Below are 14,948 nucleotides of genomic sequence, written 5' to 3' on the forward strand. Positions count from 1 at the left end.
GCCCGCAGCGCCGCCATGCCGAGCGCGTGGCCCAGCGCATGGCGCAGCCGCTGGTGGTCCAGCGGCCAGGTATGGTAATCGCTGCAGTGATCGCGCAGCAACTGGCGCCACGCGGGACGTTCCAGCGCGGCCGGCGGCAGCACGGCGATCCAGTGCAGCGTCCAGTGATCGAGCAGGAAGGCGCCGAGCTCCGCGCAATTGTCGGTCTCCCGCACCAGCAGCAGGCCGACGGCGCACGGCCGCGCCTTCAGATGACGGCGGCCCTCGGCCAGCGTGCCCGCATGGATCACCTCCCAGTCTGGCGCCAAGCCCAACTCGCCGACGCCCACGCAGAGTATCGTTTTCGTCGTCATGTGACGTTGGACGGAAAATGATATGAAAAGTTCAAGGCTTGCCCCACCGCCAAGGCCCATATAGAATGCGCGCTGCTTTTTAAGCAGGCGGATAACAGCCTGTCAATAGTGCATAAAGCCTAAAACAACAACTGGGTGGTGTGAGATGAGTGATTTTGAATTGAAACCGGCTGCGTTGCCGAGCTGGCCGCAGCGGGCGTCGCTGCGGGTGCTGAATCTGTTCGGCTGGCGCATGCTGTACCGCCCCCTGCCCGGTCCGCGCGGCATCGTGGTGGTGTATCCGCACACCTCCAACTGGGACTTCTTCGTCGGCCTGTTCGGCAAATGGGCGCTGAACCTGCCGTTCCGCTGGCTGGCCAAGGACTCGCTGTTCAAATCGCCGCTGGGCGGGTGGTTCCGCGCGCTGGGTGGCGAGCCGGTCGACCGCAGCGCGCCGCAAGGCATGATCCGCTCGCAGGCCGAACGCATCAACGCCGCCGACTGGTACTGGCTGGCCATCACGCCGGAAGCGTCGCGCAGCTACCGCCCCAACTGGAAGAGCGGCTTCTATCACCTGGCGCTGGAAGCCAAGGTGCCGCTGTGCCTGGTGTATATCGATTATCCGAACAAGACCCTGGGCGTGGTCGACCACCTGCATTTGAGCGGCGACCAGCAAGCCGACATGGCCGCGATCCGCGCCGTCTACGCCGGCCACCAGGGCCTGTATCCGCAAAATCAGGCGCCCATCGAGCTGCAGGAACGCCGCACCGAAGAGCGCAAATAAGTTTTACGCCGTCGCCGCCAGCATCACGCCGGTGGCGGCAATCGCCGCGCCCGAGGCCTTGACCGCTAGCGCCGGGCTGACGCGGCCCAGCAGACTCCCGCCATACACCAGCAGCAGGCTGGCCGCCAGCAGGCCGGCCGCGCTGATTGCCTGCGGCAGCTCGTGGCCGTGAGCGTTACCGTGCAGGATGGCGAATACGCTGACCATCGCCGCGCCGGCCGACGCCGGTAAACGCACCGCCGCCACCAGCAACACGCCCATCAAGGCCACCGTCAATCCTATGCCGGTTTCCAGGCCGGGAATGCTCAGCCCCAGCGCGCCGCTGGCCATGCCGACCAACAGCATGCCGACGAAGGTGGCCGGCAGCCACTTGGCGTTCGGCTGGCGCACGCTCCAGGCGCCCACCGCCAGCATCGCCAGCAAGTGATCGAGGCCGGTAAACGGGTGCGCAAAACCTTGCAGGAAGCCGTGCGTGTGCGCGCCGGCGCCGGGATGCGCCAGGGCGCTGGTGCTGGCGGTGCCCAGCGCGATGAGTGCGACGGCGGTGAGTGTCTTGTTCATGGTCTCTCCTTTATTGGTCCAGCAAGCCCTGTTGGCGGATGTAGTCGATCACGGTGCTCACGCCTTCGCCGCTGCGCAGATTGGTGAACACGAACGGGCGATTGCCGCGCTGTTGCTTGGCGTCGCGCGCCATCACGTCCAGGTCCGCGCCGACGTGCGGCGCCAGGTCGGTCTTGTTGATGATCAGCAGATCGGAACGGGTAATGCCCGGACCGCCCTTGCGCGGAATCTTCTCGCCGCCGGCGACGTCGATCACGTAGATGGTCAGGTCCGACAGTTCGGGGCTGAAGGTGGCGGCCAGGTTGTCGCCGCCGGATTCCACCAGGATCAGGTCCAGGTCCGGGAAGTCGGCCTGCATGCGGGCGATGGCTTCAAGGTTGATCGAGGCGTCCTCGCGGATCGCGGTGTGCGGGCAGCCGCCGGTTTCCACGCCCATCAGGCGCTCGGCCGGCAAGGCGTCTGCGCGCAGCAGGATCTCCATGTCCTCCTTGGTATAGATGTCGTTGGTGATGACGGCCATGTCGTAGTGGTCGCGCATGCCCTTGCACAGCATTTCGCACAGGGCGGTCTTGCCCGAGCCTACCGGGCCGCCGATGCCGACGCGGAGTGGATTGGATGTCGTCATGTTTACTCTTTCAGGATCTGTATAAACGGCTGTATTGAACTTCGTGCTGCATCGACAGCAGCGACAGGCCCGGCGCCCAGTTGCACATATCGTCGTCGCTGACGGTTTGCGCGTAGCGGGCGGCGGTTTCGATGTCGGCGCGCAGCGACAGCAGCATGCGCTGGCCGGCCACCTGCCCCAGTGGTACGGACTTGACGCACACCAGCACCTGGTTTTCCGCCCACGCGAACAGCATCGCCAGCAGCGCTGCGTCGTGCGGGATGTTTAAAGCGGCGACGGCGCAGCTGAAGGCGGTCGGCAGCGCGACTTCGGCTGCGCCTTGCAGCTGCGCCAGCATGTCGGCATCGGTAATGCCCAATTCGGCCACCAGCTTGGTGAGCGAGTAGCCCATCTGGATGGTCTCGGCGCGGAATTCGCTGCTGTCGCGCGAGGCGATGAATTTTTCGCTCCAGTCGCTGACAGCCTGCCAGTCGCGCCGCGACCAGGCTTGCATCAGGCGCCAGGTGACCGGGGCTTCCCATTGCGCCACCACTTCGTGCAGGTGACGGACGATCCAGGCGCGGGCGGTATCGGCGTTGTGCACCGTGCCGCTTTCCAGCGCCGCCTCCAGCCCCTGCGAATAGCTGTACGCGCCAATCGGCAGGGCCGGACTGGCGAATTGCAACAGGTTGAGCAGCGCAGCCGCCTCCATCACCGCCCCGTCATTCCGGCGCAGGCCGGAATCCATAGAATGCGGACCAGGATGCTCAGCATGGGTCCCGGCGTACGCCGGAACGACGGGTTGCGAGTCATTTCGGGTCGCTCGGACGGTGGATCTTCTGGCGCAGCGGGATCGGCGCCAGCGGTCCTTGTCCATGGTCATGATGATGGCCATGGCCGCCGCCATACGCGCCGGATTCCGGCTCGAACGCCGCCTGCTCTTCCACCACCGTGGCGCCCAGCCCGGCCAGCATCTCCTTCAGCACCGCATCGGCGCGGATGCGCAGGAAACCATCACCCACCTGCGCCTGCGTGTGGCGATTACCGAGGTGGAAAGCGCAGCGCAGCAGCGCGTGCGCATCGGGACACGTGACTTTGTAAGTCGGCTCCGGCGCGGCGACCACGCGAATCACGCGCTGGTCTTCGCCGGTCAGCAGGTCGCCGTCGCGCAGCACAGTGCCGCGCACGGTGAATACCGCCACCTCTTCGCCGCTATCCAGCGTGGCGCGCAGCCGGCATTTCTCGCGCAGTTCGTATGGCAGCACCAGTTGCGCCGCGATGGCCTCGGCGTGTGCAATCTTGGTATGTAAGGTCAGCATAATAAGGTCAACATAAAGCGGTCAGCATCGTCAGAACAGGAAATAGCGCTGCGCCATCGGCAGCACGGCGGCGGGTTCGCACACCAGCAACTCGCCATTGGCGCGCACTTCATAGGTTTCGGGATTGACGTCCATCTTCGGGGCCAGGCTGTTGTGGATCATGTCGGACTTGCGCAGCGCGCGCATGCCCTTGGCCACGATCAGCGTCTTGTTCAGTTTCAGCGCATCGCCGATGCCGGCGTCATACGCCGCCTGCGACACGAAGGTGAACGACTTCTTCAAGCCGCCGCCATAAGAACCGAACATCGGCCGGTAATGCACCGGCTGCGGCGTCGGAATCGACGCATTCGGATCGCCCATCAGCGCGGCGGCGATCATGCCGCCTTTCAGTATCATCTGCGGCTTGACGCCGAAGAAGGCCGGCTTCCACAACACGATGTCGGCGATCTTGCCCACTTCGAGCGAACCCACCGCATGCGCGATGCCGTGCGTGATGGCCGGATTGATGGTGTACTTGGCGATGTAGCGCTTGACGCGGAAGTTATCGTTGCGCGACGAATCCGGCGCCAGCGGCCCGCGCTGCACCTTCATCTTGTGCGCGGTCTGCCAGGTGCGCATCACCACTTCGCCGACGCGGCCCATGGCCTGCGAGTCGGAGGACATCATCGAAATCGCGCCGAGGTCGTGCAGGATGTCTTCGGCCGCGATGGTCTCGCGGCGGATGCGCGATTCGGCAAACGCCACGTCTTCGGTAATCGCCGCATCCAGGTGATGGCAGACCATCAGCATGTCCAGATGCTCGTCCAGCGTATTCACCGTGTAAGGACGCGTAGGATTGGTCGACGATGGCAGCACATTCGATTCGCCCACCGCCGCGATGATGTCCGGCGCATGGCCGCCGCCCGCGCCTTCGGTGTGGAAGGTGTGGATGGTGCGGTCCTTGAACGCCGCCAGCGTGTCGGCCAGGTAGCCGCCTTCGTTCAGCGTGTCGCTGTGGATCGCTACCTGGATGTCCATCCTGTCGGCCACCGACAGGCAGTTGTCAATCGCGGCCGGCGTGCTGCCCCAGTCTTCGTGCAGTTTCAGGCCGATCGCGCCGGCGCGTACCTGCTCTTCCAGCGGCGCCGGCAGGCTGACATTGCCCTTGCCGAGAAAGCCCAGGTTCATCGGAAACGCATCGGCCGCCTGCAGCATCGAATGCAGATGCCACGGTCCCGGCGTGCAGGTGGTGGCCGAGGTGCCGGCCGACGGCCCGGTGCCGCCGCCGATCATGGTGGTCACGCCGCTCATCAGCGCTTCCTCGATCTGCTGCGGGCAGATGAAATGGATGTGCGTGTCGACGCCGCCGGCGGTGACGATCATGCCCTCGCCTGCGATGATCTCGGTGGCGCCGCCGATCGCCATGGTCACATCCGGCTGGATGTCCGGATTGCCGGCCTTGCCGATGGCGGCGATCACGCCGTTCTTCAAGCCGATATCGGCCTTGACGATGCCCCAATGGTCGACGATCACCGCGTTGGTGATCACCGTGTCCATCACGTCGGCGGCAACGCGCTGCGACTGGCCCATGCCGTCGCGGATCACTTTGCCGCCGCCGAATTTCACTTCTTCGCCGTAGGTGGCGTAGTCCTTTTCAATTTCGATAAACAGTTCGGTATCCGCCAGCCGGATGCGGTCCCCCGTGGTGGGACCGAACATTTCGGCATAGGCACGGCGCGAGATTGTAGCCATGAGAGCCTTTTAGCTTTTTGGTGGTGTGGTGAGCTTGCCCATTACTTTGCCGTTGAAGCCATAGACTTCCTGGTCACCGTCCAGCGTCACCAGTTCCACCGTGCGCTGCTGGCCCGGCTCGAAGCGCACAGCGGTGCCGGCGGCGATATTCAGGCGCTTGCCGTAGGCCTTCCAGCGCTCCAGCTTGAGCACCGAATTGACTTCAAAAAAATGAAAGTGCGAGCCGATCTGCACCGGGCGGTCGCCCTGGTTGGTGACCACGACAGAAATGGTTTCGCGCCCCGCGTTGAGGGCGATCTCGCCCTCTTCAAGCTTGTATTCCCCTGGGATCATGATGAACTCCTTTATGGAATGGGATTGTGGACGGTCACAAGCTTGCTCCCGTCGGGGAACGTCGCTTCGACCTGGATGTCCGGGATCATTTCGGGAATACCCTCCATGACGTCGGCGCGCGTGAGAATGCGCGCGCCGTCGGACATCAATTGGGCGACAGTTTTGCCGTCGCGGGCACCTTCCATGATGGCGCAGGTGATCAGCGCCACCGCTTCCGGGTAATTCAACTTCAGGCCGCGCGCAAGGCGGCGTTCCGCCACTATGCCCGCAGTAAAAATCAACAGCTTATCTTTTTCGCGTGGAGTCAGGTCCATGTCGTTTTTCTCTTTCGGCTCTTTCAGGTTTGCCAGATGCGCGGCGTGACGGCCTCGCGCTCCAGCAGATGCGGACGCACGCGGCGCCATACATTCAGCATCAGGCGACGCGCGGTTTCGCTATCGTCGCCCAGGTGACGTGCCACCAGCACGCCTTTGGTCTGCGTCACGCCGAATACATGCTCGCCATCGGCGGCGATGTCGGCGCGGATCTCGGCCAATAAGTCATTTAATACAGCAGCCGGCAGCGGCTTGCCGGCGGCGGTCAGCGTGGCGCACACGGTGCGGCCGTTGAGCGCCAGCGGACTATCCAGGCGGCCGCCGAGCATGTCGCCCTGCTCCCACCAGATCAAACGTCCATCGCGGCGGATGCTGCTGCGCTGGCGAATGCGGCCGCTATTAAATACCTCGCCCGAACCGCGCCGGCCCATGCACAGGATCTCGCAGCCAATGAAGGTGGCGCCGGCCGCCAGTTCCACATGCTGGTCCAGCACCACGTCGGCGGTGTCGAAGAAGATGGTTTCCTGCGGCAGCCACTCCAGCGCCGCGTCGCGGTTCACATGCAGGTGTACCGACTGGCGCGACACCTTGCCGTTGGCCTGGTACCACTTGGCCGCGCCGGGCGTACTGATAAAGGCGTGGGCGCGGTCGCCGACGCCGATGTCGATTTCCAGCTGATCGCCGCCCACCACGCCACCCGGCGGGTGGACGATGATGGCGTGGCATACGCTGGCGTCTTCCGGATACAGCGCCTTCTGCACGCGCAGCGGGCCGTAGTGCAGCTTGTCCAGCAGCCGCGTGGTGCCGGCGTCATCCGCAAAACCGAGCGTGAGACTGGCCTGCCAGGCGCTACTGCTGGCGGCGAGGTCACGCGGTACGGTGCAATCGGGCATAAAACCACGCAGAAGAAATAATGTTCTGTCCTATGCAATCGCCATGCCAGCGGAAAGTCGCAATCCTGCCGATCGCCCGCACCGTTAGGCGGCACCCCGCACCAATGTGGTGCAAGTGACTGCCAATCGCTATAACTAGAAGGATTGGCGCTTGCCGCAAAAGTTGGCTGTTGTAAAAAAGTGCCGCCCGGCAAATAAATTTTGGTTTTTCTACGCCGGCAAAAGTATTGCCGCACATTACAAAAGCAGGCTTTTTACTGCTGGGGAATAATGGATTTAATTGAGGCGCGGAAATAAAAGTTGTCATGCAAAGCGCCAAAACAACCTTCACTTAACTTAAAAGGAGAGCATCATGATCAGCAAATCCGTATCTCGCATCGGCCTGGTTGCCGCGTTCAGCGCCACGCTGTTGCCACTCCTGAGCGGCGCCGCCGTCTATAGTAACGGCGCAAAAACATCGACCTTCGACGTCACCCTGAAGATCATCGCGGACTGCACCATCGCCGCCACACCGCTGGACTTCGGTCAGACCCAAGGTGTGCTGGTCAGCAACGTCAGCGTCAACACCTCGCTCAACGTCACCTGCACCAACACCACGCCGTACAACATCGGCCTGAACGCTGGTACGGTCGCCGGCTCCACCACCTCGGCGCGCCTGATGGCTGGCACCACCGCCGGCAATACGTCGACCACCGTCGCCTTCAATCTGTACCAGGCTGCCGGCTCCACCAACTGGGGTAATGTGCAAGGCACCGACACCAAATCGGGCACCGGCACCGGCGTCGCGCAAACCCATACGGTATATGGCGTGGTTCCTGCACAAGCCACGCCGCAGCCAGATACCTATAAGTCGACGATCACCGCCACCATCTACTTCTAAGCGACACCTTTCTTTCCGCCGCCAGCCTTACAACAGCTGACGACGCGACACAGTATCTCCCCAGCGCCCAAGCCCGCGCTAAGTTCCCCCCCAGTCTCACCCAACACCGCCCCAGCGTAGCGGCAACGATCTATCTATAGCCCTTACTGGAGAATCACCATGGCACGCCACCTCCTCACCCGCTTCGCCGCCACAGCAACCGTCTTCGCCATGCTGGCCCCCTTGATCGGCGGCGCCGCCGTGTATAGCAACGGCAGCAAGACCAACACCTTCGACGTCACGCTGACCATCATCGCCGACTGCACCATCGCCGCCGCACCGCTGGACTTCGGCCAGTCGCAGGGCGTGCTGGCCTCCACGGTATCGGTCAACAGCTCGCTGCAAGTCACCTGCACCAACACTACCCCCTACAATGTGGGCCTGAACGCCGGCACGGTGGCAGGTTCCAGCACTTCCGCGCGCCTGATGGCCGGCACCACCGCCGGCAACACCGCCACCACGGTCGCCTTCAACCTGGCCATGACGGCCGGCGGCGGCAACTGGGGCAACACCCAGGGCACGGACACCAAATCGGGCACCGGCACCGGCTCGGTACAAACGCTGACCGTGTATGGCTCCGTACCGGCACAGGCAACGCCGCAGCCGGACACCTACAAATCCACCGTGACCGCCACCGTGTATTTCTGATTCTTGAAACTGGCGCAAGGGAGCTTTGACTCCGGCGCTATTGGTGTGCAACGGCGCGGTCCCCATACTGTCTGCTTCTAGTATTCATTCGGGAGCAGCACATGAAAGTATTCGTTACCGGCGCAGCCGGCTTTATCGGCGGTTCGATTGCCGCAGGCCTGGTCAAGGCCGGCCATGAAGTAGTTGGCCTGGTGCGCAAGCCCGAACAACTGGACGAAGTGAAGAAGATCGGCGTCACCGGCGTGCTGGGTGCGCTGACCGACCGCGACCTGCTGATCGCGCAGGCGCAGGCGGCGGATGCCGTCATCAACGCCGCCAGCAGCGACAACCGCGCGGCGGTGGAAGCCTTTATCGACGCGCTGGCCGGCAGCGGCAAGGTATTCCTGCACACCAGCGGCTCCAGCATCGTTGGCGACGCCTCGGGCGGCGAAGGCACCGACCAAATCTACTACGAAGACAATCTGCCCGCCCCCACCGAGGACAAGGCGGCGCGCGTGGCCATCGACAACCTGGTGCTGGACGCGGCCAAAAAGGGCGTGCGCTCGGCGGTGCTGTGCAATACGCTGATCTACGGCCACGGCGCGCTGCCGCGCGATTCGGTGCAGCTGCCACGCCTCCTCAAGCAGGCGCGCAAGAGCGGCGTGGTGCGCCACGTGGGCCCGGGCCGCAACATCTGGTCGAATGTGCACATCGACGACGTGGTCGACCTGTACCTGCTGGCGTTGGAAAAGACCGAAGCCGGCGCCTTCTATTTTGTGGAAAGTGGCGAAGCATCGTTCGGCGAGATGAGCGCGGCCATCGCCAAGGCGCTGAACCTGGGTCCGGCGCAAGACTGGCCACTGGAACTGGCCAAGGAAGAATGGGGCTACGAAATGGCATCGTACGGCCTGGGCTCCAACAGCCGCGTGCGCGGTGAGCGCGCCCGCAGGCAATTGGGCTGGCAGCCGAATCGCCCGCCAGTGCTGGACTGGATCGCGGGCGACATGCTGCGCGGCTAGTTACTGCGCTTCCGCCTTTGGCTCCGGCGCCGGCTTCGCTGTTGGTACCGGCGCCTGCACCGGCTGCGGCGCCGGTTGGGCTTTCAGGCTGTTGAGCACACCCGCCGGCACCTCGATCGCCTTCCCGTTGACCGTCACCTTGCCGTCCTTGATGTCGATCACGGTGCGCAGTTCATCCTGCACCAGCGTGCCAAAGCCGCCGCTGACGGTTTTGCCGACCACCATGCTGACCATCGCATCGGCGCCGGCGTCGATCTGCTTAGCCGCATCCGGCGCCGACGGATCGACCGATTTGCCGGCGAAGACGCGCGCCACGTCGCGCACCAGCGCCACCGGCACCCGCACTTCAAAGTGTGCCGCGATCTTCTTCATCAGCGCGTTGAGGTTGCCAAAATCGGCCTCCACCACCTTCTGGAAGCTGACGCGCCCCTTCAGCGACGCCACATTGCCGCGGTACGCGGCGCTGATGTCGTCGATGAACAGCGTGGCGCCGGCAGCGATCATGCGCTTGCCGAAATCGGTCATCGTTTTCAAGGTGCGTTTCACCTCGGCCTGGTCTTCCATATTGGCGCCCTGCTGGTCGCGCAACTGCTTGGTCATCTCCGCCAGCGCCTTGGCAGGTACGTTGGTGATACGGATCGCAAAGTTGCTGCGCTCGACGCGCTCGTCGCCAACCACAATCGCCTTGATCGTATTGCTGTAGACGATTTCCGCCATCGCGCCACGGCGGCGCACGTCCGACTTGGCCTCCACGCCCTCGAAGCGCATCATTTCCTTGATCTCGCGGCTGCCGGGTGCCGAATCGCGCACCACCACGCTGCCAACCTTAATCAGGGCCGTGCCGTAGCCCACCTGATCGGCGCCGTACACGGCCCGGGTGGTCATGCTGATATCGTTGAAGCTGACCGAACCGCCGGGACGGGTCACCATCAGCGACGGCCAGGTGCTGTCCGTATTCAACGCCCGGCCGGCCTTGTCGGTCGAGAGCTTCAACGCCATCTCGGTCCAGGTGAAATCGGTGCCGTTGCCTTGCAGGTAGGTGTATGGCGCCAGGCCGCCGACGTAGTTGATCTGGCCCTTGGGACCGTTGGCCACGCGCTGGATTGCGAACGGCCGCTCAGTGCCGAAGATCTCTTTCAGCTTGGGCTGCAGCTCAGGCGAAAACTTGAACTTGGTGTACAGCGCCAGCATCTTGCCCATATTGACTTCCTTGCCCACGGCGAGCTGCACCTCTTTCTGCGCGGCGCGCAGTGTGGCGGCGGTTTCCGGCTTGAAGATTTCCGGCGGCTTGGGCGGCGCGGCCGGCGGCACTGGTGCTGGTGCCGGGGCTGGAGCCGCTGCGGGCGCCGCGTCCTGGGCGTGGGATGGAATGGCCAGCAAGGCGCTGGCCATTGCTACTGCAAGAAGAGTGTTTTTCAAGTTGTGAACCGGAGAGAGTGTCGAAAGGTATGGTATTTTAATTAAACAATCTCTCCAGAAATACACACATTGTCACTCCAGATCGGGATACGGGCTCTTGCCGCCGTCCGCGATGAACTGGTCGATGCGCGCCTCCAGCACCGGCAGCGGCACCGACCCCAGTTGCAGCACGGTGTCGTGGAAGGCGCGGATGTCGAACTTCTCGCCCAGCGCCTGCTCCGCCTTCTTGCGCGCATTGATGATGCTCATCTCGCCCAGGTAGTAGGACAGCGCCTGGCCCGGCCACGAAATGTAGCGGTCCACTTCCGTTTCGATCTCGTGGTCGGACAGCGCGGTGTTTTCATGCAGGTAGTCCTGCGCCTGTTTGCGCGTCCAGCCCTTGCTGTGGATGCCCGTATCGACCACCAGCCGCGATGCGCGCCAGGCCTGGTAACTCAGCATGCCGAAGGTTTCGTACGGCGTCTCGTAAATGCCCATCTCCGCGCCCAGACGTTCGGTGTACAGCGCCCAGCCCTCGCCATAGGCCGAGATGTAGGCGTTGCGGAACGGCGGCCGGCCCTTCTGCTCCATCGCGATCGGCATCTGGAAGGCGTGGCCCGGCGCCGATTCGTGCAGCGTCAGCGCCGGCATGCTGTACAGCGCGCGCGCCGGCAGGTTGTAGGTGTTGACCAGATAGACGCCGGGACCGCCACGGCCCGAGGTGTAGAACGGCGCCTGGTCGTCCGGCACCGGGATCACAGCAAAGCGGCGGCGCGGCAGGTAGCCGAAGTATTGCGACACCTTGCCGTCGAACTTCTTGGCCACCCAGGCCGAGCGCATCAGCAGCTCGTCCGGCGTCTTGGCGTAGAACTGCGGATCGGTGCGCAGGAAGTGCAGGAAGGCCGGCAGGTCGCCCTTGAAGCCGACCTGCTTGATCACGTCCTGCATCTCGCCGCGAATCTTGGCCATTTCGGCGATGCCGATCTGGTGGATCTGGTCCGCGCTCATCGAGGTGGTGGTGAATTCGACGATCTTCGACTGGTAATAGGCTTTGCCGTCCGGCAGGCTCTCGGCCGCCAGGTCTTCGCGCGACTTCGGCACATACTCCTCGCGCATGAACTTCAACAGCGTCTGGTGCGCTGGAATGACGTCGGTGGCGATGACCTTGATGGCTTGCTGGCGCAACTGCTCCTGCTTGTCGGCCGGGATCGAGGCCGGCATGGTCTTGAACGGCAGGTAGAACACGGTGTCCTGCGGCGTTTTGGCGTCGGTCACGGACGTGATCGAACCATCGCGGCCGGTCAGCGTAACCTTCGGCGGCGTAAAGCCGCGCGCCAGGCCCACGCGCATGTTGACGATTTCGTCGTTGAAGTAGCGCGGCACGTCCGCCAGCTGCTTGATGTAGTCGCGGAACTCCGCTTCCTTGGTCATCGAGCGGCGCGCAGTGCCGGCCATGTTGGACCAGAACGCGGTATCGGCGTTCAGCGGCTTCTCATAATCCTTGAACTGCTGTGCGGCGATGAAGGCGGCGATCTGCGCCTTGTATACCTGGTAGTTGATGCGCTCCGGCGGCGACAGGCGCGCTTCCTTGATGCCGTCCAGTTTCTTCATCACGTCCTGCCAATAGGCCAGGCGCTTGTTCTGCGTGGCCAGATCGACGCGCGGCAGCGAGACCGAGACGCCGCTGTCGTCGTCATCTTCGCCGTCTTCCATTTTCTGGCTGAGGCGCCATTTCCATTCCTGGGTGTAGACCGCCTTGAACTGAGCGTCCGACGGACCGGCTTTGACGGCCGGCGTGGCGGCGGAGGCGCCGAGACACAACAACATGCAGGCACCGGCGATGGCGGTGCTGAACTTCTTTTCCATAACACTCCAGGGGATGATTGATTACATGGTCAACAGATTGCGGCGTTCGCGCATCAGCGCGGTGAAGCCTTCCGCATTGATCGGGCGGCTGAAATAATAGCCCTGCATCTCGTCGCAACCGCGCGCGGTGAGGAACTCTACCTGCTCACGGGTTTCCACGCCTTCGGCGATCACGCGCATATTCAGGTTGTGCGCCAGCGAAATCACCGACAACGCAATCGCCGCGTCGGCGCTGTTGGTGGTGACGTCGTCGACGAAGGATTTGTCGATCTTCAGCACGTCGATCGGGAAGCGCTTCAGATAACTCAGGCTGGAGTAACCGGTGCCAAAGTCGTCCAGCGAGATGCTGACGCCGATGTCCTTCAGGCGGCGCAGCGCCGCCACGGCTTTGTTCGGATCGCCCATCACCGTGCCTTCGGTGATTTCCAGGCCCAGGTATTCCGGCGCCACGCCGAACTTGCGCAGCGTGCTTTCCACATACGGCACGGTGGCGTCGTTGGCGAACTGGCCGGCCGCCAGGTTAACCGCCACCTTGATCTTGCCCAGACCCTGCTCGTGCCACACTTTCATCTGCGCGCAGACGCTTTCCAGCACCCATTCGCCGATGGAATTGACCAGGCCATACTCCTCGGCCAGCGGGATGAAGCGGTTGGGCGGCACCTTGCCCAGCACCGCGTTGTCCCAGCGCAGCAGCGCCTCGGCGCCGACCACCGCGCCGCTCTTCAGGCACACCTGCGGCTGATAGTGCACCTCGAATTCGTCGCGCGCGATGGCCCCGCGCAGCTGGCCCTGGATCGCCAGCTTGTCGCGGATTTCCGCGTCCATCCGTTCGGTGAAGAAGGCGTAGTTATCGCGGCCGATTTCCTTGGCGCGGAACAGCGCCGTGTCGGCGTTGCGTACCAGCTCATCGAAGCTCTCGCCATCGGTCAGGCTGACAGCGATGCCGATGCTGGAGGTGACGGTGATCTGCTGGCCGTCGATCACCAGTTCCTTGCGCAGGCCGGCCAGGATCTTCTGTGCCAGCGTGATGGTGGCGCTCAGCTGGGCGTCGTCGGCGACGATGATCTGGAATTCGTCGCCGCCCTGGCGGGTGACGGTATCACCTTCGCGCACGGTCTCGGTCAGGTAGTGGGACACCACCTGCAAGGCCTTGTCGCCCATGTCGTGGCCGTAGGAGTCGTTGATGCTCTTGAAGCGGTCCAGGTCCAGGCACATGACGGCCACGCAGCGGCCCTCGCGCCGCGCCGCATTCAGCGTCTGCGCAAAGCGCTGGCGCGCCAGCAGGCGGTTCGGCAGACCGGTCAGGGCGTCGTGGTTGGACAGGAAATCGATCAGGTGCTGCTCGGCCTTGCGCTCGGTGATGTCCATGAACACCGCCACATGGTTGACCACCTGCCCCTGGGCGTCGCGCACCACCGAGGCGCTCAGCAGGCCGGGATAGGTTTCGCCGTTCTTGCGGCGCGCCAGGATCTCGCCCGACCAGTGACCGCTCTTGATGACCGATTGCACCAGCGCGTCGAAGGCCGCCAGATCCGGCTCCCTGGCCAGCAGCAGATTGGCGTTCTGGCCCAGCACTTCCTTGCCGGCGTACCCGGAGATGTGCGTAAACGCGGGATTGGTGGCGACGATGCGGCCTTCGCGGTCGGTGACGACGATGGCGTCCTGGGTCGCCTCGAACACCTGGCTGGCCAGCCGCAGGAACTCCTCGTTGGCGCGGCGCTGCTCGATTTCCTTTGCCAGTTCGGCGGTGCGTTCGGCCACGCGCTCCTCCAGCAGCGCGCGTTCTTCCGCCAGCGCCTTCTGCGCGCGGCCCAGCCGCACATGGGCGTCGGTGCGGGCCAGGATTTCCTCGGCCTGGAACGGCTTGGCGATGAAGTCGACCGCGCCCAGCGCAAAGCCGCGCACCTTGTCGTCGGTGTCATGCTGGGCCGACAGGAAGATCACCGGCACCTGGCTCAGGTCCGGATTTTCCTTGAGGCGGCGGCAGACCTCAAAGCCGTCGATGCCGGGCATGCGCACGTCCAGCAGGATCAGCTCCGGCGGCCGCGATTGCGCCGTCCACAGCGCCAGTTCGCCATTGGGGGCCTGGCGCACGTAGTAGCCCGCTTCCGTCAGCAGATCGCTCAGCAGCTTGAGCGAGGCCGGCGTGTCTTCCACGATCAGCACTTCGCCCTTGGTGTGTTGTTCCGACAAATCCCGGTGCATGTAAAAGTCTTTCGCCAATTTGCCCATCTGTTCACTACTATAA

17 protein-coding genes are annotated in these 14,948 nt (G+C 63.7%); 4 read left to right on the top strand and 13 right to left on the bottom strand.

The window, feature by feature from the left end; all coding sequences use genetic code 11:
• Positions 1-353 (bottom strand): VpsR-related response regulator (locus GTP55_RS19900; protein ID WP_229258070.1); only part of this gene is annotated, 353 nt, incomplete at its 3' end.
• A gap of 145 nt (positions 354-498) precedes the next feature.
• On the opposite strand from GTP55_RS19900, the gene GTP55_RS19905 reads away from it, so the two are divergent.
• Positions 499-1,116, top strand: a complete 618-nt coding sequence (locus GTP55_RS19905) for a 1-acyl-sn-glycerol-3-phosphate acyltransferase (protein WP_161046604.1) — start codon at positions 499-501, stop codon at positions 1,114-1,116.
• 3 nt (positions 1,117-1,119) lie between these two features.
• Here the strand turns inward: GTP55_RS19905 and GTP55_RS19910 are convergent, their stop codons facing one another.
• The 9 genes from GTP55_RS19910 to GTP55_RS19950 form a co-directional block, all read right to left on the bottom strand.
• Complete coding sequence (locus tag GTP55_RS19910) at positions 1,120-1,677, bottom strand: HupE/UreJ family protein (protein WP_161046605.1); 558 nt, start codon at positions 1,675-1,677, stop codon at positions 1,120-1,122.
• Between the two features lie 10 nt (positions 1,678-1,687).
• On the bottom strand, positions 1,688-2,302 hold the full coding sequence (gene ureG / locus GTP55_RS19915) for an urease accessory protein UreG (protein ID WP_110848181.1): 615 nt from the start codon (positions 2,300-2,302) through the stop codon (positions 1,688-1,690).
• A gap of 10 nt (positions 2,303-2,312) precedes the next feature.
• Positions 2,313-2,993 (bottom strand): urease accessory protein UreF, encoded by a 681-nt coding sequence (locus GTP55_RS19920; protein ID WP_202423804.1) that lies wholly within the window; start codon positions 2,991-2,993, stop codon positions 2,313-2,315.
• Between the two features lie 97 nt (positions 2,994-3,090).
• Positions 3,091-3,600, bottom strand: a complete 510-nt coding sequence (gene ureE / locus GTP55_RS19925; protein WP_161046607.1) for an urease accessory protein UreE — start codon at positions 3,598-3,600, stop codon at positions 3,091-3,093.
• Positions 3,601-3,630: 30 nt separating this feature from the next.
• The gene (ureC, locus tag GTP55_RS19930) at positions 3,631-5,331 is read right to left on the bottom strand and encodes an urease subunit alpha (protein WP_161046608.1); all 1,701 of its coding nucleotides are present in this window, start codon (positions 5,329-5,331) and stop codon (positions 3,631-3,633) included.
• Positions 5,332-5,340: 9 nt separating this feature from the next.
• On the bottom strand, positions 5,341-5,664 hold the full coding sequence (locus tag GTP55_RS19935; protein WP_161046609.1) for an urease subunit beta: 324 nt from the start codon (positions 5,662-5,664) through the stop codon (positions 5,341-5,343).
• An 11-nt stretch (positions 5,665-5,675) separates the two neighbouring features.
• Positions 5,676-5,978, bottom strand: coding sequence for an urease subunit gamma (locus GTP55_RS19940; protein ID WP_161046610.1), 303 nt, complete (start codon positions 5,976-5,978; stop codon positions 5,676-5,678).
• Positions 5,979-6,001: 23 nt separating this feature from the next.
• Positions 6,002-6,871 (bottom strand): urease accessory protein UreD, encoded by an 870-nt coding sequence (locus tag GTP55_RS19945; protein WP_161046611.1) that lies wholly within the window; start codon positions 6,869-6,871, stop codon positions 6,002-6,004.
• The gene (locus tag GTP55_RS19950; protein ID WP_161046612.1) at positions 6,846-7,178 is read right to left on the bottom strand and encodes a hypothetical protein; all 333 of its coding nucleotides are present in this window, start codon (positions 7,176-7,178) and stop codon (positions 6,846-6,848) included. Before GTP55_RS19950 ends, GTP55_RS19945 begins: the two co-directional genes overlap by 26 nt.
• A gap of 45 nt (positions 7,179-7,223) precedes the next feature.
• Between GTP55_RS19950 and GTP55_RS19955 the strand changes: the two genes are divergently transcribed.
• From GTP55_RS19955 to GTP55_RS19965, 3 genes are all read left to right on the top strand, one after another.
• Positions 7,224-7,751: a Csu type fimbrial protein gene (locus GTP55_RS19955; protein WP_161046613.1), complete on the top strand. Its 528-nt coding sequence runs from the start codon at positions 7,224-7,226 to the stop codon at positions 7,749-7,751.
• Positions 7,752-7,961: 210 nt separating this feature from the next.
• A complete protein-coding gene (locus GTP55_RS19960) occupies positions 7,962-8,438 on the top strand; it encodes a spore coat protein U domain-containing protein (protein WP_229258079.1) in 477 nt (158 codons plus the stop codon).
• A gap of 101 nt (positions 8,439-8,539) precedes the next feature.
• On the top strand, positions 8,540-9,436 hold the full coding sequence (locus GTP55_RS19965) for an NAD-dependent epimerase/dehydratase family protein (protein WP_161046615.1): 897 nt from the start codon (positions 8,540-8,542) through the stop codon (positions 9,434-9,436).
• Here GTP55_RS19965 and GTP55_RS19970 read toward each other — a convergent pair whose 3' ends face one another.
• The 3 genes from GTP55_RS19970 to GTP55_RS19980 all read right to left on the bottom strand — a co-directional run bounded on the left by GTP55_RS19970 (position 9,437) and on the right by GTP55_RS19980 (position 14,905).
• Positions 9,437-10,855 (bottom strand): DUF945 family protein, encoded by a 1,419-nt coding sequence (locus GTP55_RS19970; RefSeq protein ID WP_161046616.1) that lies wholly within the window; start codon positions 10,853-10,855, stop codon positions 9,437-9,439.
• 72 nt (positions 10,856-10,927) lie between these two features.
• Entirely contained in the window at positions 10,928-12,700 is a 1,773-nt protein-coding gene (locus GTP55_RS19975; RefSeq protein WP_161046617.1) for a DUF885 domain-containing protein, read from the bottom strand.
• 21 nt (positions 12,701-12,721) lie between these two features.
• Positions 12,722-14,905, bottom strand: a complete 2,184-nt coding sequence (locus GTP55_RS19980) for a two-component system response regulator (protein ID WP_161046618.1) — start codon at positions 14,903-14,905, stop codon at positions 12,722-12,724.
• Between the last annotated feature and the right edge of the window lie 43 nt (positions 14,906-14,948).

The sequence above is a fragment of the Duganella margarita genome (genome assembly GCF_009857535.1).
GTDB lineage: Bacteria > Pseudomonadota > Gammaproteobacteria > Burkholderiales > Burkholderiaceae_D > Rugamonas > Rugamonas margarita.

Coding starts and splice junctions, on each gene's coding strand:
- GTP55_RS19935 (WP_161046609.1), bottom strand. CDS start 5,664: ATGATCCCAGGGGAATACAAGCTTGAAGAGGGCGAGATCGCCCTCAAC.
- ureE (WP_161046607.1), bottom strand. CDS start 3,600: ATGCTGACCTTACATACCAAGATTGCACACGCCGAGGCCATCGCGGCG.
- GTP55_RS19960 (WP_229258079.1), top strand. CDS start 7,962: ATGCTGGCCCCCTTGATCGGCGGCGCCGCCGTGTATAGCAACGGCAGC.
- GTP55_RS19905 (WP_161046604.1), top strand. CDS start 499: ATGAGTGATTTTGAATTGAAACCGGCTGCGTTGCCGAGCTGGCCGCAG.
- GTP55_RS19965 (WP_161046615.1), top strand. CDS start 8,540: ATGAAAGTATTCGTTACCGGCGCAGCCGGCTTTATCGGCGGTTCGATT.
- GTP55_RS19950 (WP_161046612.1), bottom strand. CDS start 7,178: ATGACAACTTTTATTTCCGCGCCTCAATTAAATCCATTATTCCCCAGC.
- GTP55_RS19940 (WP_161046610.1), bottom strand. CDS start 5,978: ATGGACCTGACTCCACGCGAAAAAGATAAGCTGTTGATTTTTACTGCG.
- GTP55_RS19945 (WP_161046611.1), bottom strand. CDS start 6,871: ATGCCCGATTGCACCGTACCGCGTGACCTCGCCGCCAGCAGTAGCGCC.
- GTP55_RS19980 (WP_161046618.1), bottom strand. CDS start 14,905: ATGCACCGGGATTTGTCGGAACAACACACCAAGGGCGAAGTGCTGATC.
- GTP55_RS19920 (WP_202423804.1), bottom strand. CDS start 2,993: ATGGAGGCGGCTGCGCTGCTCAACCTGTTGCAATTCGCCAGTCCGGCC.
- ureG (WP_110848181.1), bottom strand. CDS start 2,302: ATGACGACATCCAATCCACTCCGCGTCGGCATCGGCGGCCCGGTAGGC.
- ureC (WP_161046608.1), bottom strand. CDS start 5,331: ATGGCTACAATCTCGCGCCGTGCCTATGCCGAAATGTTCGGTCCCACC.
- GTP55_RS19955 (WP_161046613.1), top strand. CDS start 7,224: ATGATCAGCAAATCCGTATCTCGCATCGGCCTGGTTGCCGCGTTCAGC.
- GTP55_RS19910 (WP_161046605.1), bottom strand. CDS start 1,677: ATGAACAAGACACTCACCGCCGTCGCACTCATCGCGCTGGGCACCGCC.
- GTP55_RS19975 (WP_161046617.1), bottom strand. CDS start 12,700: ATGGAAAAGAAGTTCAGCACCGCCATCGCCGGTGCCTGCATGTTGTTG.